General features: G+C 71.5%; 25 protein-coding genes and 1 tRNA gene. 9 read left to right on the top strand and 17 right to left on the bottom strand.

Features of this window, described 5'->3' with window-relative positions; genetic code table 11:
* Nucleotides 1-18 precede the first annotated feature (18 nt).
* Nucleotides 19-1233 carry an acyl-CoA dehydrogenase family protein gene (locus tag FK530_RS14190; RefSeq protein WP_146487687.1) on the bottom strand — a complete coding sequence of 405 codons (1215 nt, stop codon included), beginning with the start codon at nucleotides 1231-1233 and terminating at the stop codon, nucleotides 19-21.
* A 101-nt stretch (nucleotides 1234-1334) separates the two neighbouring features.
* Here FK530_RS14190 and FK530_RS14195 point away from each other — a divergent pair, with 101 nt between their 5' ends.
* Nucleotides 1335-2585, top strand: coding sequence for a PA0049 C-terminal domain-containing protein (locus FK530_RS14195; protein ID WP_146487688.1), 1251 nt, complete (start codon nucleotides 1335-1337; stop codon nucleotides 2583-2585).
* Between the two features lie 114 nt (nucleotides 2586-2699).
* The gene (locus FK530_RS14200) at nucleotides 2700-4340 is read left to right on the top strand and encodes an AMP-binding protein (RefSeq protein WP_146487689.1); all 1641 of its coding nucleotides are present in this window, start codon (nucleotides 2700-2702) and stop codon (nucleotides 4338-4340) included.
* 16 nt (nucleotides 4341-4356) lie between these two features.
* On the opposite strand, the gene FK530_RS14205 is transcribed toward FK530_RS14200, so the two are convergent.
* The 5 genes from FK530_RS14205 to FK530_RS14225 all read right to left on the bottom strand — a co-directional run bounded on the left by FK530_RS14205 (nucleotide 4357) and on the right by FK530_RS14225 (nucleotide 8754).
* Nucleotides 4357-4971 carry an ASCH domain-containing protein gene (locus FK530_RS14205; protein ID WP_146487690.1) on the bottom strand — a complete coding sequence of 205 codons (615 nt, stop codon included), beginning with the start codon at nucleotides 4969-4971 and terminating at the stop codon, nucleotides 4357-4359.
* A gap of 4 nt (nucleotides 4972-4975) precedes the next feature.
* Complete coding sequence (locus FK530_RS14210; RefSeq protein WP_146487691.1) at nucleotides 4976-5461, bottom strand: DinB family protein; 486 nt, start codon at nucleotides 5459-5461, stop codon at nucleotides 4976-4978.
* A complete protein-coding gene (locus FK530_RS14215) occupies nucleotides 5448-6485 on the bottom strand; it encodes a nucleoside hydrolase (RefSeq protein ID WP_146487692.1) in 1038 nt (345 codons plus the stop codon). Before FK530_RS14215 ends, FK530_RS14210 begins: the two co-directional genes overlap by 14 nt.
* 65 nt (nucleotides 6486-6550) lie before the next feature.
* On the bottom strand, nucleotides 6551-8017 hold the full coding sequence (locus tag FK530_RS14220; RefSeq protein ID WP_146487693.1) for an SDR family NAD(P)-dependent oxidoreductase: 1467 nt from the start codon (nucleotides 8015-8017) through the stop codon (nucleotides 6551-6553).
* Nucleotides 8018-8031: 14 nt separating this feature from the next.
* A complete protein-coding gene (locus FK530_RS14225) occupies nucleotides 8032-8754 on the bottom strand; it encodes a hypothetical protein (protein WP_146487694.1) in 723 nt (240 codons plus the stop codon).
* A 79-nt stretch (nucleotides 8755-8833) separates the two neighbouring features.
* Between FK530_RS14225 and FK530_RS14230 the strand changes: the two genes are divergently transcribed.
* Complete coding sequence (locus FK530_RS14230; protein WP_146487695.1) at nucleotides 8834-9358, top strand: gluconokinase; 525 nt, start codon at nucleotides 8834-8836, stop codon at nucleotides 9356-9358.
* Between the two features lie 3 nt (nucleotides 9359-9361).
* Here the strand turns inward: FK530_RS14230 and FK530_RS14235 are convergent, their stop codons facing one another.
* Nucleotides 9362-10528: an NADH:flavin oxidoreductase gene (locus FK530_RS14235; RefSeq protein ID WP_146487696.1), complete on the bottom strand. Its 1167-nt coding sequence runs from the start codon at nucleotides 10526-10528 to the stop codon at nucleotides 9362-9364.
* 23 nt (nucleotides 10529-10551) lie between these two features.
* Nucleotides 10552-11715, bottom strand: coding sequence for an MFS transporter (locus FK530_RS14240; RefSeq protein ID WP_146487697.1), 1164 nt, complete (start codon nucleotides 11713-11715; stop codon nucleotides 10552-10554).
* 63 nt (nucleotides 11716-11778) lie between these two features.
* On the opposite strand from FK530_RS14240, the gene FK530_RS14245 reads away from it, so the two are divergent.
* On the top strand, nucleotides 11779-12393 hold the full coding sequence (locus FK530_RS14245; RefSeq protein ID WP_146487698.1) for a TetR/AcrR family transcriptional regulator: 615 nt from the start codon (nucleotides 11779-11781) through the stop codon (nucleotides 12391-12393).
* A gap of 3 nt (nucleotides 12394-12396) precedes the next feature.
* Here the strand turns inward: FK530_RS14245 and FK530_RS14250 are convergent, their stop codons facing one another.
* Complete coding sequence (locus tag FK530_RS14250) at nucleotides 12397-13449, bottom strand: DUF4185 domain-containing protein (protein ID WP_146487699.1); 1053 nt, start codon at nucleotides 13447-13449, stop codon at nucleotides 12397-12399.
* Nucleotides 13450-13522: 73 nt separating this feature from the next.
* Here FK530_RS14250 and FK530_RS14255 point away from each other — a divergent pair, with 73 nt between their 5' ends.
* Complete coding sequence (locus FK530_RS14255; protein ID WP_146487700.1) at nucleotides 13523-13768, top strand: hypothetical protein; 246 nt, start codon at nucleotides 13523-13525, stop codon at nucleotides 13766-13768.
* A gap of 73 nt (nucleotides 13769-13841) precedes the next feature.
* On the opposite strand, the gene FK530_RS14260 is transcribed toward FK530_RS14255, so the two are convergent.
* Nucleotides 13842-13927 (bottom strand) — tRNA-Leu (locus FK530_RS14260).
* Nucleotides 13928-14030: 103 nt separating this feature from the next.
* Here FK530_RS14260 and FK530_RS14265 point away from each other — a divergent pair.
* Entirely contained in the window at nucleotides 14031-15371 is a 1341-nt protein-coding gene (locus tag FK530_RS14265) for a M20/M25/M40 family metallo-hydrolase (protein ID WP_146487701.1), read from the top strand.
* A 46-nt stretch (nucleotides 15372-15417) separates the two neighbouring features.
* Complete coding sequence (locus FK530_RS14270) at nucleotides 15418-15954, top strand: YbhB/YbcL family Raf kinase inhibitor-like protein (protein ID WP_146487702.1); 537 nt, start codon at nucleotides 15418-15420, stop codon at nucleotides 15952-15954.
* A 31-nt stretch (nucleotides 15955-15985) separates the two neighbouring features.
* Here the strand turns inward: FK530_RS14270 and FK530_RS14275 are convergent, their stop codons facing one another.
* From FK530_RS14275 to FK530_RS14295, 5 genes are all read right to left on the bottom strand, one after another.
* Nucleotides 15986-17467, bottom strand: coding sequence for an HNH endonuclease signature motif containing protein (locus FK530_RS14275; RefSeq protein WP_146487703.1), 1482 nt, complete (start codon nucleotides 17465-17467; stop codon nucleotides 15986-15988).
* 6 nt (nucleotides 17468-17473) lie between these two features.
* The gene (locus FK530_RS14280; RefSeq protein WP_146487704.1) at nucleotides 17474-17656 is read right to left on the bottom strand and encodes a hypothetical protein; all 183 of its coding nucleotides are present in this window, start codon (nucleotides 17654-17656) and stop codon (nucleotides 17474-17476) included.
* A 143-nt stretch (nucleotides 17657-17799) separates the two neighbouring features.
* A complete protein-coding gene (locus FK530_RS14285) occupies nucleotides 17800-18888 on the bottom strand; it encodes a quinone-dependent dihydroorotate dehydrogenase (protein ID WP_223120061.1) in 1089 nt (362 codons plus the stop codon).
* Nucleotides 18889-18902: 14 nt separating this feature from the next.
* Nucleotides 18903-19142, bottom strand: coding sequence for a DUF5703 family protein (locus FK530_RS14290; RefSeq protein ID WP_146487705.1), 240 nt, complete (start codon nucleotides 19140-19142; stop codon nucleotides 18903-18905).
* Nucleotides 19143-19152: 10 nt separating this feature from the next.
* Entirely contained in the window at nucleotides 19153-20157 is a 1005-nt protein-coding gene (locus tag FK530_RS14295; protein ID WP_146487706.1) for a YncE family protein, read from the bottom strand.
* A 63-nt stretch (nucleotides 20158-20220) separates the two neighbouring features.
* Between FK530_RS14295 and FK530_RS14300 the strand changes: the two genes are divergently transcribed.
* Nucleotides 20221-21066 carry an undecaprenyl-diphosphate phosphatase gene (locus FK530_RS14300; protein WP_146487828.1) on the top strand — a complete coding sequence of 282 codons (846 nt, stop codon included), beginning with the start codon at nucleotides 20221-20223 and terminating at the stop codon, nucleotides 21064-21066.
* Here the strand turns inward: FK530_RS14300 and FK530_RS14305 are convergent.
* Nucleotides 21053-21916 carry a LysR family transcriptional regulator gene (locus FK530_RS14305; protein ID WP_146487707.1) on the bottom strand — a complete coding sequence of 288 codons (864 nt, stop codon included), beginning with the start codon at nucleotides 21914-21916 and terminating at the stop codon, nucleotides 21053-21055. The genes FK530_RS14300 and FK530_RS14305 overlap by 14 nt on opposite strands.
* Before the next feature lie 70 nt (nucleotides 21917-21986).
* Between FK530_RS14305 and dapA the strand changes: the two genes are divergently transcribed.
* A complete protein-coding gene (gene dapA, locus FK530_RS14310; protein ID WP_146487708.1) occupies nucleotides 21987-22883 on the top strand; it encodes a 4-hydroxy-tetrahydrodipicolinate synthase in 897 nt (298 codons plus the stop codon).
* A 24-nt stretch (nucleotides 22884-22907) separates the two neighbouring features.
* Here dapA and FK530_RS14315 read toward each other — a convergent pair whose 3' ends face one another.
* Nucleotides 22908-24509 (bottom strand): DUF4153 domain-containing protein, encoded by a 1602-nt coding sequence (locus FK530_RS14315; protein ID WP_146487709.1) that lies wholly within the window; start codon nucleotides 24507-24509, stop codon nucleotides 22908-22910.
* Nucleotides 24510-24591: the final 82 nt, after the last annotated feature.

Here is a 24591-nt window from a genome sequence, read left to right on the forward strand (position 1 = left end):
TGCCTTTCGGTGGTGTGGTTACTTGGCGATCTCGGTGCGGGAACCGGCGTTCCACGCGTAGGGCAGGTCGGCGCCGTTGAGCAGCAGGTCGCCGATCGCGCGGGCCTTCTGGATGGCGGGGTTGTGCACCGCGAGGGTGCGGGCGTTGCGCCAGTGCCGGTCCAGCCGCAGGTCGGCGTCGACGATGGACGCGCCGCCGACCTCGAACAGGTCGCTGGTGGCCTTCAGCACGGTGTCGATGACGGCGAGCTGGGCGTGCGCGGCGGCCAGCTCGGCCTCCGGCAGCAGGTCCTCGTGGACCCGTCGGTCCGCCAGGGTCTGATCGAGCACGTCGGCGACGGCGATCACGGACTGCTTCGCGGACCATGCGGCGCTGGAGAGCCGGCCGATCACCTGCTGCACCAGCGGATCGTCGCGCTGCAGGTCGGCGGCCGCGTGCGAGAACGTCCGGGTCCGCGCCCGCACCCAGGCCACGGTGTCGTCGGTGGCCCGCTGCGCGATACCGGCGAGCCCGGCGAGCTGCACGAGCTGCAGGTACGAGGTGGCGTAGGTGGCTCCCGGAGCGCCGTAGCCGGCGCCGAGGAGCCGGTCCGCGGGCACGGCCACGTCGGTGAAGACGGTCGTTCCGCTCGCCGTGAGGCGCTGGCCGAAGCCGTTCCAGTCATCGACCTTCTCCACGCCCTCGGCGGTCGCATCGACGAGCACGCCGACCCGCTCGCCGTCGAGGTCCGCCGCGACCAGGATCTGGTCGGCGTACAGCGTGCCGGTGGAGTAGAACTTGGTGCCGTTGAGGCGGTAGACGCCGTCGGAGTCCGCGGTCAGCTTCGTCGCGTAGCCGCCCACGGAACCGGCGCCCGGCTCGGTGATCGCGTTGCCGACGATGGTCCCGTCGACCACCGCACGGAGCCAGGCGTCGCCGGCGGGGGTGTTAGCGAGCCGCTGGTCCTCGACGAAGTTGACGTGCACGCGCAGGGCCTGCGGGATGTTCGAGTCGGCGGCGGCGAGGTTGATGAGCTGGCGGAAGAACTGCCGGAGCGAGACGCCGCCGCCCCCGAGCTCCCGAGGCACGCGCAGCGCGGTGAAACCCGCGGCCTTGAGCTGCGCGATCGGCTCGTGCACGAGTTCGCGGTCGCGCTCGCGGGCGACGGCCCCCTCGGCGATCCGGGCGTAGACGGGGCCGAGGGTCGCGTCGAGTTCGGCGTCGGACGTGGGGGCGGTCAGCGAGGTGGTCATGGCCGACAACTGTGGTCTGCGAACGATCCACTGACGAGGGTTCGCCGCGTCGTGAACGTATTCCGGCCGGAACGCGTGCCGCGGTGGCCTAGGTTCGACGAATGGCACGTCGTCTCGCGCATGCGATCTCCCTGTCCGCCGTCGGAGCCGTCGCCGCCGGGCTCCTGTTCGCAGCTCCCGCCGTCGGCGAAGGACCGTCGACGGTGTCCACGTCGGAAGAGCGCCTCGGTACGGGCGAGGTTCCCGGTCGCCTGGTCGCCTCCGCGGGATTCGAGCGGTATCCGCGCGACCTGTCCCGGGCGCTGGCGGGGGCGCGCACCGTCGCGGAGGCGGAACGGGCTGCGGAGCGGTCGTCTCGGGACCTGTGGCGCGCGGCCGTGCAGCGCGTGCAGAGCGGCGCCGACGGCTTCACGGCCGACGACCGCCCGCTGTACTGGACGCGGCTCGCCATGATCCGTGCCGTGCGCGAGTGGCGGCCCGGCTTCGCCGTCCCCGACGCGCAGCGCACCGGGATGGTGACCACGATCGACGAGGTCTCGCGCGGCCAGCGCCGCGCGCCGACGGGCCGGACGGTGCTCGTCACCGGGTTCGATCCGTTCCGCCTCACGCGGGACATCCGGCAGGGCAATCCGTCCGGTGCGATCGCGCTCGCCCTCGACGGCACCCTGATCGACACCCCGAGCGGCCCCGTGACCGTGGTCGCGATGACCTTCCCGGTGCGCTGGAGGGATTTCGGCGCGGGGATGGTGGAGCGGGCCGTGACCCCCTTCCTGCGGCCCGGGCCGTCGCGCGCGGTGGGCTTCACGACGATCAGCCAGGGCAGGCCCGGGAAGTTCGACCTGGAGGCGATCAACGGGGTGTGGCGCGGCGGCGCGGTGGACAATGAGGCGGCGTGCTTCCGTGGCGAGGCGCCGGTCGCCGGGGACGCGCCGCAGTGGACCCGCAGCACACTGCCGATGGCCGCGGTCACCACGGCCGCCCGAGGCCGCTATCCGGTGGTCCGCAACCCCGAGATCGCTTACACCACCGGGACGAACCCGGCGGTCTCGACGGCCTGCGGCCTGCCGCCGCTGCCCTCGACCACGACCACCGCGGAACCACCGGCCGGCGCTCTCGCGCGGCAGGGCGCGGGCGGCGACTACCTCTCGAACGAGATCGGCTACCGCGTCACGCTCGTGCGCGACCGGCTGGCCGCCCCCGTTCCCGGCGGTCACCTGCACACGCCGGTGCTCGACGGTCTGCCCGCGGACCGCGGTGTCGTGGAATCGGCGCAGTATCGAGCGAACCTGGCGGCGGTCGTCGCGCAGGCGCGCTCGGTGGTGGCGGTGGTGGCGCGCGGGGAACGCGGCTGAGAGTCCTCCGCGCGTTTCGTGCCCGATTCCGCCCCGCGATGCGCTAGAACCTGTTACAACTAGAACACGTTCTGCCGAGCTGAACGGGTTCGCAGGTCAGGAACAGGAGTGCGCATGAAGTTCAACCTCGCCGACATCTTCGAGGCGGTCGTCGACGCGGTTCCCGAACGGATCGTTCTCAGCTACGAGGGGGATCAGACCTCGTACGCAGAGATGGATGAGCAGGCGAATCAGGTGGCCCACCTGTTCGCGGCCCAGGGGATCGGCGCGTTCGACCACGTGGCGCTCTTCCTCAAGAACAGCGTCGAGCACGTGCAGTCGTTGGTCGCGCTCATCAAGATCCGGGCGGTCCCGGTGAACGTCAACTATCGGTACACGGGCCCCGAACTCGAGTACATCTTCACCAACTCCGATGCGCGCGGCATCGTCGTGGAGATGCCCGAGCACCAGCGCACCCTCGCGGGCCTCATCGGCAAGCTCCCCGACCTGCGCACGGTCTTCGTGGTCGGTCCGGTCGAGCCGGAGCTCGCCACCGCGGTCGACGGCGCACCCGACGTCGCGCTCGTGCCCTTCGCGGATGCCGCCGCCCAGTCCACCGCTCGCGACTTCGAGAAGCGGACTGGCGAGGAGCACTACATCATCTACACGGGCGGCACCACGGGCTACCCGAAGGGTGTCGTCTGGCAGCACGACGACTTCTTCCGCAAGCCGCTCTCGGCCGGCGTGCCCTACGGCGGCGAGCCGCGCCAGAACCTCGACGAAGTGGGGCAGGGCGCGAAGGACTTCCCGCCGCTCGCCTTCCTCATCGCGGCGCCGCTCATGCACGGCGCGGCGGCGTACTCGCTGTTCACCTTCTTCGTCCTCGGCTCGCGGGTGATCCTCGAGCGCGACTTCAAAGCCGCCGAGATCGTGCGCAACATCCAGCGCGACCAGACGCAGACCATCCTCATCGTGGGCGACGCCATGGGCATCCCGCTGGTCGAGGAGATGGAGAAGCAGAAGGACACCGCCGACTTCTCCTCGCTGTTCTCGATCACCTCGGGCGGCGCGATCTGGTCCAAGCACGTGCGCGACCGGATGGCCGCGATCAAGCCCGAGCTGATCCTGCGGGACAACTTCGGGGCCTCGGAGTCCGGCAATGACGGCGTGATGACCCTCGACGAGAACGGCAACCTGCACGCGCCGCCCACCGAGAAGATGATGGTGGTCGACGAATCCTTCCAGCAGATCACCACGCCCGGCGAGGTCGGTTACATCGCGCGCGTCGGGAACGTGCCGCTCGGCTACTACAACGACCCCGAGAAGTCGGCGCGCACGTTCCCGACGCTCGCGGACGGTCGCCGGATCTCCGTGCTCGGCGACATGGGCTACCCGGCGGAGGACGGCGGCATCGTCTTCCTCGGCCGCGGCAGCCAGTGCATCAACACGGGCGGCGAGAAGGTCTACGCCGAGGAGGTCGAGGCCACGCTGCACGGCCATCCGGCGATCTCGGACGCCCTCGTCGTGCCGGTGCCCGACGCCCGGTACGGGCAGCGCGTCGCAGCGGTGATCTCGGTGGCGGAGGGCAAGGACCGGCCGTCCGTCGAGGACGTGCAGACCTTCGCGCGGAGCGAGCTCGCGGGCTACAAGGTGCCCCGCACCATCGTCTTCGTGGATCAGGTCAAGCGCACCCCGGCGGGCAAGGCCGACTACCGCTGGGCGAAGTCGACGGCGGAGACCGCCGCGGAGAAGGCGGGCGAGGAGCAGCCGGCGTGATCGCGGGCGGTGCCGCCTACGCCTGCAGCCAGCTCAGGTAGGCGGCGCCGCGGGGCGAGAGTTCGTAACCGACGTCGTGGCTGATCGTCAGGCCCATGCCCTTGAGCTTGCGGATGTCGGCCTTCATCGGCAGCAGTTCGACCCCGCGCTCGGCGGCGAGTTCCTTGGAGACCACGCGCGGATGGTCGCGGATCCAGGTGAGGATCTCGCGCGTCCACGGACCGGATTCCCGGGCGTCGAGCCGCGCCAGGCGCTTCGCGATCGCCGCGAGCTCGGCCGCGCCGGGCAGTTCCTCGCGCAGGGCGAGCCGCGGGTCCTCGCCCGCCCACTCCAGATGGATGCGGTAGACGTGCTCGCCGCCGCGGGCCGACCGCTCGCGGCGGGGAGCATCGGGGTCCCGGGGAGCGAGGAGCTTGCGCAGCGCCGCGGCGTCCTTGACGCCCGCGGCCCGTGCCGCCCGGTCGCTGATGCGCTCGACGTCGGGCACTCGCGTCACCCGGGTGAACCGGAGCAGCCCGGCCGGCGTCAGCTGCGTGCCGCCGACCTTCACCCGCGGGGTGTCCCATCGCCGGTACTGCGTGCTCACACGACCGTCGCGGACGCCCTCGGCGATCGCCTTCGGAATCAGCATGCGGTCAATTCTGCACGCGGGGCGCGCCGTTCCTCACGAGGTCGCGACAGATCTCCATGTGGCCGGTGTGTTGGGTCAGCTCGCGCAGCATGTGGGTGAGCACCCATTCGGGTGTCGCCTCGGCGGCGTTGCGCCGGGTGGTACCGGTCGCCGCGGGATTGCGGATCCCGGTGGCCGCCACGGCGGCCCAGCGCGGCAGATCCGCGCGCAGCCGCGCGGTGATCGCGCGGGCCTCGTCGACGGTGCCGGTCGCGCGGAACTCCGCGGAACGGTCACGGGGGATGGTCTCGCCCGCCATGAGCGAGCCGCCCCAGTAGCCCAGCGCCCCGCCGACGTGCGTGATGAGCGCGTAGACCGAATTGACACCGGGCGCGTCCGGCACGGCGTTGACCGTGGCGTCGTCCAGGTCGTCGAGTACGCGATCGATGGTGTCCAGGGTCTCCGCGGCGACGTCGAGGAACGCCGCGATCTGCCCCTCAGCCGCGGCCACGGGCCAGCCCCGCGATCGAGTCGAGCAGGTCGTCGAAGAAGGCGGCCTGGTCGGTGGCGACGGCGATCCGCGCCGTGTCCGGCCGGTTCCACGCGCCGTGCACGTCGGCGATCGTCGTGCCGCGGGTGAGGGAGCCGGTGAGCTCCACGTCCACGGGGTGAGCCCGGGTCTCCACGATGCTCGGATCCAGCGCGACGGCCGCGGCGAACGGATCGTGCATGTGCGCGATGAAGCCCAGATCGTGATCGCGGTGGAACTCGAAGTAGAACCGGACCGCGTCCGAGGCCGCCCGGACCACGGGATCGCTCGCGGCCGACCGCGTCCCGTCGGGGTCCTCGGGGTCGAGCACCTCCGCCGGGCTCGACCCGGCGGCGTCGGCGAGCCGGACGATGTGGTCGGGCGTGAGTTCGATGGTCTCGGTGAGGTCCAGCGGGCACAGGATCGGCAGGGGGGTGCCGGTCCCGTCGAGTTCGCCGTAGGCGCGGAGCACCTCCCACAGCGACTCCGGATCCACGGCGACGTTCCACTCGGACGTCGGCGTCGTGTTGCCGGGGTGCCAGAAGACACCGCCCATGATGACCAGCCGCCGCAGCCGGGCCAGGATGCCGGGGTCGTCGCGCAGGGCCAGCGCGAGATTGGTGCACGGTCCCGTCACCAGCGCGACCACCTCGCCCGGATGCGCCCGCGTCAGGTCCGACCAGGCCTGCGCTCCGGGGATCTCCGACGGTCCGCGAGCCGGCGTCGGGAGCTCGGCGTAGCCGACGCCGAACGGCCCGTGCGTCTCCTCGGTCGTCATCAGCGGCGTGGACAGCGGCGCGTCCGAACCGGGGAAGACCTCGATGTCGTTGCGGCCCAGCAGCTCCAGCCAGCCGAGATTGTTCTCCACGACCTGCGGCGCGGGCACGTTGCCGGCCGTCGAGACGATGCCGAGCAGGTTTACCTCGGGCTTGCTGAGCAGGTACAGCAGGGCCAGGGAGTCGTCGACGCCCGTGTCGCAGTCGAACAGGACCTTCGTTTCCGCCACGGACTAGACCCTAGCGCCCGCCACCGACGTCTCCGCCGAGTCGTCCGGGCCGGGTCGGTCCGTATTCACCAGGGCGAGGGCTTGTAGTCCTTGAGGAAGCAGCCGTAGAGGTCGACGCCGGCCTCGCCCTGCACGATCGGGTCGTAGACGCGGGCGGCACCGTCGACCAGGTCGAGCGGCGCGCGGAAGCCCTCCTCGGCCAGCCGCATCTTGGTGTGGTGCGGACGCTCGTCGGTGATCCAGCCGGTGTCGACGGCGGTCATGAGGATGCCGTCCTGCTCCAGCATCTCCAGGCTCGAGGTGCGCGTGAGCATGTTGAGCGCCGCCTTCGCCATGTTGGTGTGCGGGTGACCCGGGCCCTTGTAGCCACGGCCGAACTGGCCCTCCATGGCGGAGACGTTCACGACGTACTTGCGGCGCGCGGGCGAGGCGGCCAGCGCGGGCCGCAGCTTCGAGATCAGGATGAACGGCGCCACGGAGTTGCACAACTGCACCTCGAGCAGCTCGAGGGGCTCCACCTCGTCCACGGTCTGGACCCAGGAGTTGGTGTGGACCAGGTCGGGGAGCAGGCCGCCCGCGTCGATTGCGGTGCCGTCCTCGATCCGCGCGGCCGACGAGGAGCCGCCGCGTAGCGCGAGCGCCGTGAGCGCGGCGGGGTCGAGGGCCGCGAGGTCGCCCGAGACCCCGCCGGTGTGACCGTCGAGCGCCTCGGTCAGCGCTGCGGGGTGCGCCGAGCTCGCCCGGCCGAAGCGGATGATGCGGCCCGCGAGCTCGGGCGGGACGTCGCCCGCCTCGGCGTCGACGAGGGCCGAGTAGGCACCGGGGGAGCGACGCACCGTCTGCGCGGCGTTGTTGATGATGATGTCGAGCGGCCCCCGGGCCGCGACCGCGTCGGCCATCGCGCTCACCTGCGACGGATCGCGCAGGTCGATGCCCACGATGTGCAGGCGGTCGAGCCACTCGGCGCTGTCGGCCAGCGCGGCGAAGCGGCGCGCGGCGTCGGTGGGGAACCGGGTCGTGATCGTGAGATCGGCGCCGTCGCGCAGCAGCCGCAGGGCGATGTACATGCCGATCTTGGCGCGGCCGCCGGTGAGGAGTGCGCGGCGCCCGGAGAGGTCGGTGGTCGCATCCCGCTTGGAGTGGCTGAACGCGGCGCACTCCGGGCACAGCTGGTGGTAGAAGGCGTCGATCCGGGTGTACGGCTGCTTGCAGATGTAGCAGCTCTGCGGGCGCAGCAGCTCGCCCGCGCTGTCGCCGGCGGTGGGCGTGGACAGCAGGATCCCCGCGGTCTCGTCGTCGATCCGCTCGGCGTTGCCGGTGGCGGTGCGCTCGAGGACGTCGCGGTCGGCCGCCTTCACCTTGGCGCGGGCCGACTTGCGGCGCTCACGCTTGAGCAGCTTGAACATGTGGCCCACCGCCCGCTGCACCTCCACGGACTGCGGGTCGCCGTCGTCGAGGTGGGCGGCGGACTCGAGCACGCGGTGGAACGCGGCGAGATCCTCCGCGGAGATGGGGCCTTTCGTGTCGGACATGCGGACATCATCCCTCATGACGGGAGGGGCACCGTCGCGTCGTCGGCCGTGAGGTCGAGCGTCACGGCCCGATTCTCCCAGCGCACGTCCGCGATGGTGAGGGCGTCGAGCGCGGAGGGGACGACCTTCGGACGCAGGTCCCTGACCCAGGAGTCGATCGCCCAGGCGACGGGAATCGGGACCGGGACCACGCTGATCGGCATCGAGAGATCAGTGGCACGGAAGGTCAACCGCCCGCCGTCGACGCCGACCGCGACGACGACCCGGACGTCCACGCCGATACCGAAGGCGACGGGCAGTCCCACCGTCATCACCAGCGACTTCCGCTTCGGCTGGAGTGCGACGGAACGGATGGTGATGCCGCCCGGTGCGCCGTCCGCCTGGGCGGCGTCGACGACGTGGCGGATCCAGGAGAGCCGGAGCGTCGCGGTGGCGTCGAGGGCCGCCAACCGCAGACCGTCGGGCACGGGAGCGATACCGCGGGCGTGGCCGTCGAGCAGGATCGCGTGCGGCCCCGCGTCGACGGTGCGCGTGTCGAGGGTCACTGCCGCGAGACGTCGTTGCGCAAGCTGGAGCAGGACCGGCCGACGACGATCGAGCGTCACCACCGGGGAGGCGCCGAGGACGCCCGAGGACAGGACGACGAGACGCCTGCGCAGTGCCGTTCGCGCGAGGATCTCGGTGGCGACCAGTCCGATGGTCGCGACGACCGTCGCCCCGATGATCCACATCGTCACCCACCCCCGCTCCCGGCCGCGGTCCATTATGCGACGGCTTCGCCTGCCCGTCTCCGGGTGCTCGTGATCTACTCGACGGGTGGCCACGATCCAGATCTGCGTGATGGGAGTCTCCGGCTCGGGGAAGTCGACGGTGGGCGCCGAACTGGCCGCCCGCCTGGGCCGGAGCTTCGCCGACGGCGACGACTTCCACAGCGAGGCCAATCGCGCCAAGATGAGCGCCGGCCATCCGCTGACGGACGAGGACCGGTGGCCCTGGCTCGCGACCATCGGCGCCTACCTGCGCGACGAGATGATCGCGGGACGGCCCACCGTCGTGGCGTGCTCCGCGCTCAAGCGGGTGTATCGGGACCGGATCCGCGCGGCGGGCGCCAGCGTCTACTTCGTCTTCCTCACCGGCAACGAGGAGCTGCTGCAGGAGCGCATGAGCAGCCGCGCCGGCCACTTCATGAAGGCGGGCATGCTCGCCTCGCAGCTGGAGATCCTCGAGCCCCTGGATCCCGACGAGTTCGGGGTCACCGTCAACGTCTCCGGAGACATCCCCGACATCGTGCACGAGGCGCTCGCCGACTTCGCGGCGACGGAGGTGCCGGGTATCGCCTGAGGTTTATCCCGCCTCGGCGACGGGGCAACGGGTGCGGGTGTAGATCGTCGGCATGCAGAGGTTGCAGTGCGTGCAGCGGTCCGGTTCGTCGGGCCGCTCCTGCATGCGCCGGACGAGGTCGGGCGTGCGGAGCAGGCCGCGGCCCATCGCGGCGAATTCGAAGCCCTCGGCCATCGCCCGCTCGACCGCCGCCCGCTCGGCGATCCCGCCGAGCAGCACGAGCGGCATCGTCAGCGCGGCACGGAAACGCCGCGCGAGGGCGAGCAGGTAGGTGGGGCGGTACGGGTACTCGCGCAGGAAGACGGGGCCGGCCGCCCGGAGCCCGGCTCGCAGCGCCGGGCTCGGGAACGCGGCGGCGAATTCGCGGCGCGGCGGCGTCCCGTGGAACAGGTACATCGGGTTGAGCAGGGAGCTCCCGGCGGTGAGCTCGAGCGCATCGAGCGTGCCGTCGGCCTCGAGCCATCGTGCGGTGCGCAGCGCGTCGTCAGGGCGCAGGCCGCCGGGCACGCCGTCGGTCATGTTGAGTTTGGCGGTGATGGCGAGCCTGCCGCCGACCGCGCCGCGCACCGCCTCGGCGACTTCGCGGGCGAGCCGGGCACGGCCGGCGAGATCGCCGCCGTAGCCGTCGCGGCGGCGGTTCAGGAGCGGGCTGAGGAACGCGCTGATCAGGTAGTTGTGGCCGAAGTGCAGCTCGACGGCGTCGAAGCCGGCCTCTTCCGCGAGCAGCGCGGCGTCGGCGTGCGCCCGGACTACCGCGCCGATGTGGGTGGTGTCCGGTCGCAGGGTCGGGCGCAGAGCCAGCGGGCTGATCATCCGGCTGGGGGTCACGGGTCGGCGGTGCTGGGCGCCGTCGGCGACGGGCCCGGCGTGCCCGAGCTGCGCCGACACCGCGGCGCCCTCGGCGTGCACCGCGTTCGTGAGCCTGCGCAGGCCCGGGACCGCCTCGGGCCGCATCCAGAGCTGTCGACGCTCTGTGCGCCCCTCCGGCGCCACCGCGCAGTAGGCGACCGTCGTCATGCCGACGCCGCCGCGCGCGAACCCGGTGTGGAAGTCGATGAGGTCGTCGGTCACGAGCGCGTCCGGCGTCCGGCCCTCGAAGGTCGCCGCTTTGATGAGCCGGTTACGCAGGCCGACGGGGCCGAGCCGGGCCGGGGAGAAGGCGTCGTCCATCCCCGGATTAGAACATGTTCTGGTCAGTTGCGGGTCGCGATCGCGGCGGTCAGGCCACCGAGGGCGAGGACGGCGGCGCCGCCGAGCGCGACCGTCGTCAGACCGCCGCCGAGGAGTGCGTCGAGCGGCGCCCCGAGGCTCGCGCCGCCGAAGATCGTGACGGTGTAGAGCGAGGCGGCCGCACCGACCGCGGGCGCGCCGAGCCGGGTCACCTCCGCCACCACCGACGGCGCGGCGAGCGCGACCGACCCGACCAGGAGGAACAGGCCCGTGCCCACTGCGAGCGTCGCACCGCTGGAGCACAGCAGCGCTCCGGTGACCGCGAGGGCGACCGCGCCCAGGATGCGGGCCTGGGCCGGTACGCCGCTCAGGCGCAGCGTGAGTACCCTGGCGACGATCACCGCGGGCAGCGAGCTGGCGCGCAGGATCAGCAGGGTCGTCGCAGACCAGCGACCGTCGGCGCCGAGGGCGGTGTACAGCGCCACGAGCACGCTGAGGAAGGTCAGGCCGGTGCAGTAGAGCAGGACGAGTCGCGGGCGGGCGAGCAGTCCCGGGATCGCGCGGTGCACGGCGGTGAGCGAGGGGCGCTCTCCGGCCGGTGCGGCGTCGCCGGGAAGCAGCGTCCGGACCGCGACGGCCGCGAGCGCCGCGGCAGCGGCGAAGGCGAGGAAGACGCCCGTGATCCCCGCCGCCGGGGCGATCAGTTGCGCGGCCACCTGGCTCACCACGGCGGAGGCCAGACCCGCGCCGATCGCCGCGGTGTTCAACGGGACGCGCGCCGACATCGGTGCGGTGCGGGCGATGTACGCGAGGGTCGCGGGGGTGAACGCCGCCGCGGCGAGGCCCTGCGCCGCGCGGCCCAGGAGGAACCAGGAGGCGGACGGTGCGAACGCGGTGCACATGGTGACGACGGCCGTGGCGGCTGCGCTCGCGATCATGAGCCTCCGGGCGCCGACCGCATCGGCGAGCGGTCCGAGCCCCAGGATGCCGACCGCGTAGACCACGGCGAACAGAGTGCTCGCCAGGGCGGCGGTGGCGCCGCCGGCCCCGGGGAGTGCCCCGATCTCGGCGCTCAGAGGCAGCACGACGTACAGCTGGCCCACCATGGGCAGCGCGCCGACGGCGGCGATCGAGCCGGTGCGGACGAGGGCGGGACGAGCGAGTTCGGGCGGCGTTGTCGTCGTCATGCGCCGAAACTAGCAACCGTACGGTTGGCCCGTCAACCGTACGGTTGGCGGTAGTCTGTCGGCGTGACCGACGCCGCCGGATACGAATCCACGCCCACCAGCGAGGCGCTCATCGCCGCCGCGCGCACCGAGTTCACCCGCCGCGGTTTCGACGGCGCCCGCGTCGCCCGGATCGCGGCGGAGGCCGGCGTGAACAAGGAGCGGATCTACGGCTACTTCGGCAGCAAGGAGGGGCTGTTCGAGGTGGTGATGGCGAAGGCGCTCACCGAACACGTCGAGCACAGCCCGTTCCTCGAGGGACAGACGCTCACCGATCACGTCATGGCCGCCTACGACCACCACCGCCGCGATCCCGAGCTGGTCCGGCTGCTGATGTGGGAGTCCCTGCACTACGACGCCGACGCGGGGGAGACCCCGCCCTTCAGCGAAGGCCGGCGGGAGTTCTACCGGCGCAAGGTCGAGCGGCTGCGGGCCGTCACGGGCGGAACGGACGATCTGCGGGCCGCGGTCGCGCTGTACGCCGCGATCGGACTGCAGGCCGCGCCGTTCATGATCCCCCAGCTCGGCGCGGTGATCCTGGGCAGGCCGATCTCGGACGACGAGGTCCAGCAGCTCCTCCGGCCCCTGATCGAGCAGACCGTCCGGTGCATCGAGGAGCGATTGACCGAGCAGGGGTGACTGTCAGGGGCGCCGCAGCGCGCCGGTGAACATCATCGACTTGTACGGGTGCCCGACCGCGGTGTTCCACTGCGAGACGACGAGCCGCGCCGCGTCCAGCGTCGAACCCGGCACGAGGTATCCGCCGTAGAGCTGCGCCACCCGGCCGGCGGCGTGGTCCTCGTCCTGCCACGACGAGCCCTGCAGCAGCGTCACGGGATCGGACCAGCGGCCGTCGATGCGGTCGGCGAAGCGCGCCGCGATCCGGTAGCCGGCGGCGTCGAAGTACGTGAGCACCCACGTGTCCTCGACGAGCGAGAGCGACAGCTCGCCGTAACCCTGACCGAGCGCCAGGTCCGTGGGCGGGTTGCCCCACGCCCAGCCCGTGTCCTGCCGCCATCCCCAGGACTCCCACTCGACGTTGACGCCCTTGCGGAGCGTCCCGAGGGTCTCGGTCCGCATGCGGTGCAGCCGCAGCCCCTTGTCGCGCGTGAGCCCGCCCGTGGAGACGTTGTAGGTGTAGCCGTCGGGTGCGGGGCACAGCGCCCACATGCACCATGCGCCGTCGGCGTGGCCGGCGTTGTACTGCGCGACCTCGCGCCAGGTGGCGGCACCGTCGTCGCTGCGCCACAGACCGGTCTGCACGACGGTGTCGAGGCTCTGCATCGTCATCGTGTGCAGGTACAGCGACCCGTCGACCTCGATGCACGTGGTGGGCAGGATCGTCGTGAACAGGCCGGTGTCGTGCGAGTAGTCCAGCAGCTGGCGTGCGCGGGCCGGGTCCGGTCCGGCGGGACGGCTCATGACGCCGTTGCGGTCCCCGAAGAGGCCGACGGGAGAGCGCCATTCGCCGGCCCCGATGCTGAGGCCCTCGAAGGTGTCGCCGAAGACGTAGAGCACCTCGTCCCCGACCCGGCAGGCGATGCCGAGGTCGGTACCACCGACCCCGAATCGGGTCACCGGCATGATGTCACGGAGCTTGCGGAGGCGGGTGGGCTCGATCGACTGCGGCACGTCCGCCAGCCTGCCAGACGGTGCGCCGTCCCGCTCCGCTCCGCGGCACGGGGACAGCTTCACGGGAACTGTTCCGAATGTCTCGAACGCCCTCGAATCCGTCGCACACGGCGGGGAACGGGAGCACCATGAACGGATGGACACGTACACCGGCCGAGAACTGTACGAGGCCTTCCACGCCGACTACGACGCCATCACCGAGCGCGACGCCACGATCTTCGACGCCGAGGGCCGCTTGCTCGCTCGGGGCCGGCTGTCGGCGTTGCGGCTGGACGAGACCGGCGGGACGGAGAAGCTGGAGTACAGCTTCTCCTCGCTGCACGGCGACGTCGCCTGGGATCCGACGCACCGGATCGAACTGGCGCCGCAACCGGTGCGCTGAATCTCCACGACGGAAACCGTCGGAACCCGTGAAAAAGACGAAAACCCCGGCCGGAGCCGGGGTTTTTGTTCTGTGCGCGGAGGGGGACTTGAACCCCCACGTCCGTTAATAGGACACTAGCACCTCAAGCTAGCGCGTCTGCCATTCCGCCACCCGCGCTGGGAAGCTCGTTCACAGTAATCCACGCGCGCCCGGGAAACCAAATCGGCACGTCGGGACCCTCGTAGGCGCGATGATGCGGTCGGGCGTCCGTGGTACTCATATGGGTGTGGCTACTGCAGTGAACGCGCTCGACGAGGTCGTCGAGACCGTGAGCGCCCTGATCCGATTCGACACCTCCAACACCGGTGAGCTCGAGACCACCAAGGGAGAGGCCGAGTGCGCCCGCTGGGTCCAGGCGCGCCTCGAGGAGGTCGGCTACGAGACCGAGTACGTCGAGTCCGGCCAGCCCGGGCGCGGCAATGTCTTCGCCACTCTCAAGGGTGCCGACCCCAAACGCGGCACCCTGCTCGTGCACGGCCACCTCGACGTGGTGCCCGCCGAGCCCGCCGACTGGAGCGTGCACCCGTTCTCCGGCGCCGTCGAGGACGGCTACGTCTGGGGTCGCGGCGCGGTCGACATGAAGGACATGTGCGGCATCATGCTCGCGCTCGCACGGCAGTTGAAGTCGACGGGCACGGTGCCCCCGCGCGACATCACGTTCGCCTTCCTGGCCGATGAGGAGGCAGGCGGCACGTGGGGCTCGCACTGGCTGGTGCAGCACCGCCCTGACCTGTTCACGGGCGTGACCGAAGCCGTCGGCGAGGTGGGCGGCTTCTCGCTGACGGTCGACACCCCGTCGGGCGACAAGAAGCGCCTGTACCTCGTGGAGTCCGCCGAGAAGAGCATGTGCTGGATGCGGTTGACCGCCAAGGCGCGCGCGGGACACGGCTCGTTCGTGCACGAGGACAACGCCGTGACCGTGCTCGCCGAGGCGGTCGCTCGACTCGGCCGGCACAAGTTCCCGCTCGTCCTCACCGACACGGTCATCCAGTTCCTGCGGGCGCTCGATCGCGAGTCCACGATCGATATCGACGTGGACGGTCCGGACGTCGAGGGTCAGCTGGCGAAGATCGGCGGGCTGGCCCGGATCGTCGGCGCCACCCTGCGCGATACCGCGAACCCGACGATGCTCCGCGCCGGCTACAAGGCCAACGTCATCCCGCAGAGCGCCGAGGCGGTGGTCGACTGCCGCGTGCTGCCGGGCCGGCAGGCGGCGTTCGAGAGGGAGCTCGACGAGATCCTGGGACCCGACATCGAGCGGGAATGGATCACCAAGCTCGACTCGTACGAAACCCAGTTCGACGGCGATCTCGTGGACGCGATGAACGAGGCGATCCTCGCGTTCGACGCCGACGGCCGGACGGTGCCATACATGCTGTCGGGGGGCACCGACGCGAAGGCCTTCGCCAAGCTCGGTATCCGCTGCTTCGGCTTCGCGCCGCTGCAACTCCCGGAGGACCTGGACTTCGCGGCCCTGTTCCACGGCGTCGACGAGCGGGTGCCCGTCGACGCGCTGAAATTCGGCACGCAGGTCTTCGAGCACTTCCTGATGAACTCCTAGAGCTGATGGGCTCCTGGAGAAACCGCGCAACACGAGAGGATTCGAGATGACCGATTCGTTCGATCCGTACGCGGGGCTGCCGGCCCTTCCGGCACTCACCGTGACCTCCGAGAGCATCGTCGACGGTGCCGAGCTGCCCGTACCGCACCGCAGCGGCATCATGGGCGCGGGCGGCGAGGACGTCTCGCCCCAGCTGTCCTGGAGCGGCGCACCCGAGGGAACCAAGTCCTACGCGGTCACCTGCTACGACCCCGACGCGCCGACGGCCTCCGGTTTCTGGCACTGGGCTGTCGCGAACATCCCCGCCTCCGTCACGTCCCTCGCCGAGGGTGCGGGCGACGGTGCGCCCGGCTCCCTTCCGGAGGGCGCGCTGACGCTGAACAACGACGCGAGCCTGCCGCGGTACATCGGCGCCGCGCCGCCCGCCGGGCACGGCCCGCACCGCTACATCTTCGTGGTGCACGCACTGGGCGTCGAGAAGTTGGACCTGCCCGCGACCGCGACGCCCGCCTACCTGGGCTTCAACCTCTTCGGTGCCGCGATCGCCCGCGGCTCGATCACCGCCACCTACGCGCAGGCCTGACAGGATCTGATGTGCTCACTCGCCACGCTGCTCAGAAGGGCGGGGGTTTGAGCGGCTGAGTGTCGTCGTAGGCCTCGCCCGCGGCTTCGGCTTGGGCGCGTTCGTGTTCGCGGGCTCGGGTTTCGGCGGCGGTGTTGCGTTGTTGGTGGCGGCGGTGGCGCAGCAGTCGGTTCTGGGCGCGTAGCGCTGTGCGGGCTTTGGCGCGGCGTGTGGCGGCGGTGGCCAGGCCGTCGGGGTTCTTGGGTGTCGGTGGTCGGGTGGGTTCGGGTGCGTCCCAGATGATCTTCTCGAGTCCGGGGAGCAGCTGTCGGGTGGTGCCGGGTGGGACGGTGTAGGTGCCGCCGGTGGGGTGGCGCCATTCGACGGTGCCGTCGGGCAGGATGTCGGAGAGCCAGCCGGTCTCGGTTTTGATGCGGTGGTGGAATCCGCACAGCGGTACCAGGTTCCCCACGGTGTTCTTGCCGGCGACGGTGGTCGCCCCGCCCGCGGCGGGGTCATCGTGGTCGTACTCGGCGACGTGGTCGGCCTGGCAGCGGCCGGACGGTGTGCTGCAGCCGGGGAAGACGCAGGTGGGGTAGGTCAGGCGCATCACCAGCAGTTGGTACCAGGTGGGCCGATACCCGCCGGCGCCGCGCATGTGGATCTCGCCGGTGGCGTGGGCACGCCGTCCGAGGACCCGCCACTGCGTGCTGCTGGCGGCGATCAACGCCCTGGCCTGTTCGACGGTGACCGGGCCGGTGGTTCCCGGATCACCGGTGAGCACCACCGCGCCCGTATCGGCTTCGGGTCCGCGTACCGGTTCGGGCGGGAGTGGTGACTCGGCCTCCGGCCCGGAGGTGAACAGGTCCTGCTCCGTATCGGCGAGGTCTGCTAGATCGGTCTCGTTGAGGACGATCACCGCGAGGGCCTGAATGTCCTGCGAGACGGCCCCGCTCCGCGATCGAGCTTCACGGAGTTCGCACTCCTCGCGCCCGCACCGGCAGCCGAGGCTCTCGTACCCTTCCGCCAGCGCGACCAGCGCGGCGACCTGCCGTTGCCCGAGGGTGCGGCCGTCCTCCCGGCACACCGACTGCGTGACCGGCCCGACCAGCGCGGACAGGCGAATCGCGTCCGGCTTGGGCATGACCGCCTCCACATCCACCAGTCCGTCGGCGCGGGCATGGAATTCGAGCCGCTCCCGCGGAGCAGGCGGAGGAGTCTCCCGTGCAGCCGCCGGGTCGAGCCGGACGAGCACCGAGCGTGCCGCGTCCGCAACCGCGCGCGAGGTGATCGACTGCCCGACCCGCGCCGCGAGCCACCTACTGATCCGTTCGTCGTAGGCCGCGGCGATCTGCTCGTCGAGGACCGCCTCGGAGCCGCGCAGCACCTCCCGCACCACCGCCAGCGACACCGATCCCGCGGCGAACAGTTCGAACACATGTGGGCAACGCTCCCGCAGATCCAGCCCACGGTGCACCGCCGACGCGGCCGCCGATCGCCCGGTACCCAGGGCGGCGCCGACCTCGGCGACCAGCTCGTCTCAATCGTCGACGAACCGGTATGAGGGTTCCTCGCGCACCCGGCGCGCGTCGTCACGCAGCTCGTAGAGCCTGGTCAAAACCGCGGAACGCTCCGCCTCCAACCGGATCTGCTCCGCGGTCAACACCCGCAGGCGCGACAGCGCGCCCGCGGCGCTCAACCCGGACACCGCACCGTCGAACACCGACGGCAGCGGGGTGCTTACCCGCCTCCCCAGGGTGAACGCGTCGTCCGACTAGCTCATGTCTTCCAATGTAGGAAGGCGATTCGAACGAAGATAGGTCTTGACGAGCAATTCCTAGAGCGACATCGTGCAGATCATCATTGCTATGCGCGATCGACGCCCACGGCATCGGAGATCGACGTGAAGCCGTCGGCGCGCAGTCGCGCCGCCAACTGCTTGTGCACCGATCGGGTCCACGCGGGGCCGCCGTAGATGAACTGCGTGTACACCTGCACGAGCGAGGCGCCCGCGCGGATGCGCTCGTAGACGTCGTCGGCGGTCTCGATGCCGCCCACCGAGATCAGCACCAGATCGTCGCCGACGCGGGCGGCGAGGCGGCGCAGCACCTCCAGCGAGCGCGCCTTCACCGGCCGGCCCGACAGGCCGCCCGCACCGATCTCCGCGACCTCGTGGTCCGGGGTCGCCAGGCCCGCGCGGCCGATGGTGGTATTGGTCGCGACGATGCCCGCGAGGCCCAGTTCCTTCGCCAGGTCGGCGACGGCGTCCACGTCCTCGTCGGCCAGGTCCGGCGCGATCTTCACCAGCACCGGCACCGTGACGGTGTCGAGTACGGCCTGGAGCAGGGGTCGCAGCGACTCAGTGGCCTGCAGGTCGCGCAGGCCGGGGGTGTTGGGGGAGGAGACGTTGACCACGATGAAGTCGGCCAGCGGGCCCAGCAGCATGGCGCTGACGCGGTAGTCGTCTGCCGCACCCTCCAACGGGGTCACCTTCGTCTTGCCGATGTTCGCGCCGATCGGCACTGCGCTCGGCCCGGCGTCGCGCTTGCGCAGCTCGTTCGCGGCGGCGCCGGCGCCGTAGTTGTTGAAGCCCATACGGTTGATGAGAGCGTGGTCGGCGGGCAGCCGGAACAGGCGCGGCGCCGGATTGCCGGGCTGCGCGTGCGCGGTGACCGTGCCGATCTCGGCGAAGCCGAAGCCGAGCGCGCCCCAGCCGTTGACGGCGCGGGCGTTCTTGTCGAAGCCGGCGGCCAGGCCCACGGGAGCGGGGAAGCGGACGCCGAAGACGGTCTGCTCGAGGATCGGATCGCGGTGCGCGAGGCCACGTCGGATCCCGGCCCGGATGGGCGGCACCGCGGTGGTGCCCCGGATCAGGCCGAACACCCAGTGGTGGATCTGCTCGGGAGAGACGAGGAACATCACCTTCAGAATCGACCGGTAGATCGCCTGGGACATCGCCGACATGGTGCTCACAACCCCTTCGTGGCGTCCGGCGGCAGCATGCCGGACGTTTTGGTGCGTTTGCGGCGCAGCAGGACCCGCCGCGAACCGTCGGTGTACAGCCGCACGCGGGAGAGCTCCCACCCGCCGAACTCGGCCTCGATGGTCAGCCGCATCGCCGCGGTCACCCGGGAGACCTCCCGCGGCAATCGCAACGGCAGGAAATCGTACTCGTCCTCGTCGGGGGCACTCCGGGTACTGCTGGTCAATGTCCGTTCCCTATCGAGTCGGGATCGCCTGGATACCGGCGCCGGTCGCCGACTGCACGTACAGGGTCCCGGTCTTCGGGTCCACCGCGATCGCGTTGGGCTGGCGGACGGTGGGGTACAGCTTGCGCTGTTCGGGGATGCCGGTGTTCAGCGCATAGCCGACCACCTCGTTCGTCGCGGTGCGGGTCACCCACATCAGCTTGTCGGTGCCGTCGTAGTCGACGGCCCACGGCGAACCCGCCTCCGGGTACAGGAAGCGCTCCATCAGCGGTGCGATCGTGTAGCCGATGACCTGGTTCTTCCCGGTGTCGACGGCGAACAGGCGCCCGTACTGATCGACGGCCGCATTCGTGATGCCGCGGCCCACGCGGAGCCCCTTGCCGAGCTTTCCGCCGGCGACGTCGACCTCCGACACCGAGGATTGCAGGCGATCCACGACCGCCACGTCGCCGTCGTGCACGAGGAGCCTGCTCGCCTCGACCGGGCCGGTGATGGTCTTCGGTCCCGACGACCCGCCGAGCGCGACGATCCTGCCGTCGCTCGTGCCGGCGAGGAGGGAGCGACCGTCCTCGCGGTACGGGGCGACCGTGAGCACGTCGCCGTCGATGTCGAAGGTCGCGCGACCGACTGTGGCTCCCCCGGCGGGGAGCACGACGGCCTGCTTCCCGGCCGCAACGAGGAATCCGCCCCCGGCGTTCGGCACGACCTGGACGGGGCGCGCCTGCATCGCGGAGCGAGCGACCTCCGTGAGGCCGCCGTCGACGGAGTACTGCACCACCTCGGTGCCGCTGATCGCGGCGAGGCGGCGGCTGGTCGGGTCGAACGCCAGGCCCTCGCCCGCGGCGGACGGGACGACCACGCCGGCGGGAGCGGTCGCCGGCTCGGGCGCGACCGCCGGCTGGGCCGGCACGATCGTCGGGCGGTCCTCCCGGGCGGGCGTGGTCGTGCAGCCGGTGAGGGCGACCGCCGCGATGACGGCGAGGGCGGCGATCCGGGAGGCGAATGTGCGGGTCATGATCCCTCGAAACTACCGCCCCGGGCCGTGCGGCGGACCGGCCGGTAGCCTGCCCGGGTGGACATGACGTGGTTGCAGGCGATCGTGCTCGGTGTGGTGCAGGGATTGACGGAGTTCCTACCCGTCTCGTCGTCCGGCCACTTACGGATCGTCTCGGAGCTCTGGTTCGGCGACGACGCCGGCGCGTCGTTCACCGCGGTCACCCAGCTCGGCACCGAGCTGGCGGTCCTCATCTACTTCGCGCGGGACATCTACCGCATCGTCATCGCGTGGTTCCGCGGGCTCGTCGACAAGGCCGAGCGGGGCGTGGACTACCGGATCGGCTGGTACGTGATCATCGGCACTATCCCGATCGGCGTGTTGGGCTATCTGTTCAAGGATGAGATCCGCACGGCGGCGCGCAACCTGTACCTGGTGGCGACGATGCTCATCGTCTTCTCGATCGTCATCTTCGCCGCGGAGTACGTGAGCTCGAAGGTGTACGCGAACCGGCAGCGCCCGCTGGAGCAGGTCACGGCCCGCGACGGCATCCTGATGGGGCTCGCGCAGTGCCTCGCGCTGATCCCCGGCGTCTCGCGATCGGGCGCCACGTCGAGCGCGGGCCTGTTCCTCGGCCTCACCCGCGAGGCCGCGGTGCGCCTGTCCTTCCTGCTCGCGATCCCCGCGGTCACTGCGTCCGGCCTGTTCAGCCTTCCGGACGCCTTCGCGCCGGCGGGCGAGGGCCTGCATGCGTCGGGGCCGCAGTTGCTGGTCGCGACGGTGATCGCCTTCGCGGTGGGTTACGCGGCCATCGCCTGGCTGCTGAACTTCGTGGCGAAGCACTCGCTGAACTGGTTCGTGGGGTACCGCATCATCGTCGGCTTCCTCGTGCTCGGCCTGCTGTGGGGCGGCGTGATCAGCGCGACCTGAGTGCCGCCCGCGCCGCTCCGATGAGGGGATCGCCCTGCGCGCCGCGCCGGTAGGCGAGGGCGGTGTGCCGCACCACGTCGAGCGGGGTGAGGAGGACGTTCCCCGGCACGTCGACGGCCGCCAGGTCGGGGATCACGGCCACGCCCTGCCCGGCCTCGACCAGCGCCAGGACTGCGGCGAAGTCGTCGGTGCGGTGTCGAACCCGGGGTGTGAAGCCCGCGTTCTCGCAGGTGCGGACGGTGGCGTCGTCGCACATCGTGCCGACGGTGCCGGAGATCCAGCGCGCCTCGGCGCACTCGCGCAGCGCACGCGGACCGTCGCGGCGGGTGGCGAGGTGCACGGCCTCGTCGAAGAGCGGCTCGGTGTCCAGCGCCGGCTCGTCGCGCGCGGGCAGGCAGTCGTAGCGTTGGATCAGCGCCACGTCGAGCCGCCGCGAGCGCAGCTCCTCCGGCGCGGTCGCGGGGTCGATCTCGGTGACACGCACCCGGAGCAGGGGGTGGTCGCGCGAGAGCCGCAGCAGCGCCGGGGTGACGACGGTGCGCATGGCGGAACCGAAGGCGCCGATCCGTAGCTCACCCGCGACCTCCGTGCCGAGGGCGTCGATCTCGGCGCGGGCGCGTTCCAGGCGTTCGAGAACCGCGTCGGCATGGCCCACGAGGATCCGCCCGGCCTCGGTCAGGCGCACGCTGCGCCCGGTGCGCTCGAGCAGGGGACGCCCGGCCTCCTTCTCGAGTGTCGAGAGCTGCTGGGAGACGGCCGACGGCGTGTAGTCGAGCGCGTGCGCGACGGCCGCGATGGTGCCGCGCAGCGAGAGCTCCCGGAGAAGCCGCAGGCGATGCACATCCAGCATCACGTAAGCTTACGCTCGACATCGAAATCTTGCGCTGGACCTTCCGCTCGTCGTGCCGGAATCTGAGACCATGCAGCTCACCGGCCTTCATGTCCCGCTCGTCACGCCCTTCGCCGCGGACGGCTCCGTCGACCTCATCTCACTCGAACGCCTCGCCCACGACACCCTGGCCGACGGTGCGGACGGCCTCCTCGCGCTCGGCACCACCGGGGAACCCGCGACGCTGTCGGCGGCGGAGCGGACCGCCGTGATCGACCTCATCGGCGGGGTCTGCGCCGAGCACCACGCGGTCTTCACCGTCGGCGCCGGCACCAACGCGACCGAAGGCACGGCGGAGGCTCTGCGCGACATCCATCCGCGCGCCGACTTCGCCCTGGTCGTGGTGCCGTACTACACCCGGCCGTCCGAGGCGGGCGTGGTCGAGCACTACCGCCGCGTCGCGGCGGCGAGCCCGGTGCCGCTGGTCGTCTACGACGTTCCGCAGCGGACCGGCCGCACGCTGTCGCTGGAGACGCTGCTGGACCTTGCGGCGATCGACGGAGTGTCCGGGTTCAAGCATGCGGCGGGCGGTGTCACGGAGACGACGGTGCGCCTGCTTGCGGCGATCAACACGGCGACGCCCGGCGCGGTCTCGGTCCTGGCGGGCGATGATCCGTTCGCCGGCGCGTTGCTTGCCCTGGGCGGGCACGGCGTGATCTCCGCCAGCGCGAACGTCGCCGCGGGGGAGTTCGCCGCCCTGGTCGCCGCGTGGCGCGAGCACCGGATCGAGGAGGCCCGGGTGATCGGCGGTGCGCTCGCGAGCCTGGCCGCAGCGCTGTTCTCCGAGCCCAACCCCACGGTGATCAAGGGCGTCCTCGCCGCGCAGGGCCGGATCGCGACGCCCGCCGTGCGCCTCCCGCTGCTCCCGGCGTCCGACGATGCCGTCACCGCGGCCTCCGCTCTGGTGCGGTCCGTGGTGGCCGCGTAGGCGGGGCCGCCGCCCCGACGATGGTCAGCGGCGGGCCTCATCGACGCCGCACTCGTCCGCGCCCCGCTTCGACTCGAGGGCCACCGCGTCGGCGCGCTGCTTCCCGAGGTTCCAGTCGAGCCACGATCCGCCCTCGTTCGATGTCGGGGCGACGGCGCAGCGGGCCAGGTCCGCTGGCAGCCGGGCGATCGCCGGCCTCGCATCCGGCCCGAGGGTGGCGAGGTAGTCGAGGTCGACCTTGCCCGATTCCTCGAACCGCGCGACGTTGTGTTCGGCCACCCACGCCTCCGGATTCATCAGGCCCAGGCCGAACAGCACGAGGGCCGCTGAGCACAGTGCGGCCCGGGGGAGCAGCGCGACGGCGCGGAAGGCGACGGCGACCGCCGCCAGGACGAGCAGCGCGCCCATCCACAGCTCGAAGGCGTCCACCACGAGTCGGAGCACGGTGAAGCCGTAGGCCTGCTGGTAGACGTGCATCCGGTACAAGGCCGAGACCACCACGACGAGGGCGAGCGCACACAGGATGCCCAGGGAGACGGACAGCGCCAGCCGGTCGGACCGGGTCTCGCGCGGCGCCGCCCACCACGTGAGCCCCACGACCAGCAGCGCCAGCAGGGTCGCGACGGTGAGCTGGCCGAAGCCCCTGTGCACCGACTCTGCGTAGGTCACGCCCGCCGTCCGCTGGACGTACTCGTGTCCCGCCCACAGCGTCGTCGCCTGCGCCGCGACGAAACCGGCGAACATCGCGATCACCACACCGAGCGGCGCCAGCCACTCGTACCGGTGCAGGGCGCGGCGATCCGCGAAGAGCGAGGTCCCCACCACCGGGCCCGGCGGGTTGATCGCCGTGTACCCGACGCCGAGCGTGAGCACGGCGACGAACGCGGCCAGCACGGCGCGCCAGAGGAGACCCCCACCGTCGAACCGTGGGAGCAGGGCCTGCACCCACGAACCGAAGACGGCGTCACCGGTGGCGAACAGTGCGCCGAAGACGACGAGCGCAGCCAGGCACAGCGCGGCCGTGCGTAGGACGGGCCAGCCGATCGGTAACCGTCGGACGGTCCCGACGGTCCTGCGCGCCCAGGGCGCGCTGCGGACCAGCGACAGCGGCCACAGTGCCGCGCTCGCGGCGATGTCGCGCACCGTCCGCGCGCCCGCGAGCGCCGAGAAGACGAGGGGGATCAGTGCGATGACCACGAGAGCGGAGAGCCAGCCCGCCGCGCGCAGGACGAGCAGTGCGGCGAGGCCGGCGGCGAGTGCTCCGGCGACCCAGGTGAAGGGGGACCGGCGATTCTTCGCGAAGCAGAGCGGGGCAAGGAGGACCGCGGCGACCACGATCAGCCCGCCCACCGAGGCGAACGCGTGGTCCGGCAGCAGTGCCGCGGAGATCACGCCGACGACGACCGCCGCCCCGAGGAGCAGCGGCCGGGCCGGGACCTCGTCATCGCGCCAGTAGGCGCCGAACAGCAGGTCCGTTCCCGCGACGGGCGGGAGTGCGGGCCCGTACAGCCTCGCCGGTTCCCCCGGTCGCGGCGGCGGAATCGGCGCCTGCACGGCTGGGGCGGGCGGATTCGGGCCGGGGGACCAGCCTCCCGGCGTCGCGGACGGCAGTGGCGGAAGTGTCATCGCTCCTCCTTCACGAGACGCACCCGTGGGATCCACGACGGTGTGCCAACACTTTCAGAAAGTGTACGTGGCGGTCGCGCAT

It is taken from the genome of Tsukamurella conjunctivitidis, assembly GCF_007858475.1.
Classification (GTDB): Bacteria; Actinomycetota; Actinomycetes; order Mycobacteriales; family Mycobacteriaceae; genus Tsukamurella; species Tsukamurella conjunctivitidis.

Bases quoted from the DNA above. Each gene is read 5' to 3' on its own strand.
- FK530_RS14190 (WP_146487687.1), bottom strand. From the start codon at position 1,233: ATGACCACCTCGCTGACCGCCCCCACGTCCGACGCCGAACTCGACGCG.
- FK530_RS14195 (WP_146487688.1), top strand. From the start codon at position 1,335: ATGGCACGTCGTCTCGCGCATGCGATCTCCCTGTCCGCCGTCGGAGCC.
- FK530_RS14200 (WP_146487689.1), top strand. From the start codon at position 2,700: ATGAAGTTCAACCTCGCCGACATCTTCGAGGCGGTCGTCGACGCGGTT.
- FK530_RS14205 (WP_146487690.1), bottom strand. From the start codon at position 4,971: ATGCTGATTCCGAAGGCGATCGCCGAGGGCGTCCGCGACGGTCGTGTG.
- FK530_RS14220 (WP_146487693.1), bottom strand. From the start codon at position 8,017: ATGTCCGACACGAAAGGCCCCATCTCCGCGGAGGATCTCGCCGCGTTC.
- FK530_RS14235 (WP_146487696.1), bottom strand. From the start codon at position 10,528: ATGGACGACGCCTTCTCCCCGGCCCGGCTCGGCCCCGTCGGCCTGCGT.
- FK530_RS14240 (WP_146487697.1), bottom strand. From the start codon at position 11,715: ATGACGACGACAACGCCGCCCGAACTCGCTCGTCCCGCCCTCGTCCGC.
- FK530_RS14255 (WP_146487700.1), top strand. From the start codon at position 13,523: ATGGACACGTACACCGGCCGAGAACTGTACGAGGCCTTCCACGCCGAC.
- FK530_RS14265 (WP_146487701.1), top strand. From the start codon at position 14,031: ATGGGTGTGGCTACTGCAGTGAACGCGCTCGACGAGGTCGTCGAGACC.
- FK530_RS14270 (WP_146487702.1), top strand. From the start codon at position 15,418: ATGACCGATTCGTTCGATCCGTACGCGGGGCTGCCGGCCCTTCCGGCA.
- FK530_RS14285 (WP_223120061.1), bottom strand. From the start codon at position 18,888: ATGTCCCAGGCGATCTACCGGTCGATTCTGAAGGTGATGTTCCTCGTC.
- FK530_RS14295 (WP_146487706.1), bottom strand. From the start codon at position 20,157: ATGACCCGCACATTCGCCTCCCGGATCGCCGCCCTCGCCGTCATCGCG.
- FK530_RS14300 (WP_146487828.1), top strand. From the start codon at position 20,221: ATGACGTGGTTGCAGGCGATCGTGCTCGGTGTGGTGCAGGGATTGACG.
- FK530_RS14305 (WP_146487707.1), bottom strand. From the start codon at position 21,916: ATGCTGGATGTGCATCGCCTGCGGCTTCTCCGGGAGCTCTCGCTGCGC.
- dapA (WP_146487708.1), top strand. From the start codon at position 21,987: ATGCAGCTCACCGGCCTTCATGTCCCGCTCGTCACGCCCTTCGCCGCG.
- FK530_RS14315 (WP_146487709.1), bottom strand. From the start codon at position 24,509: ATGACACTTCCGCCACTGCCGTCCGCGACGCCGGGAGGCTGGTCCCCC.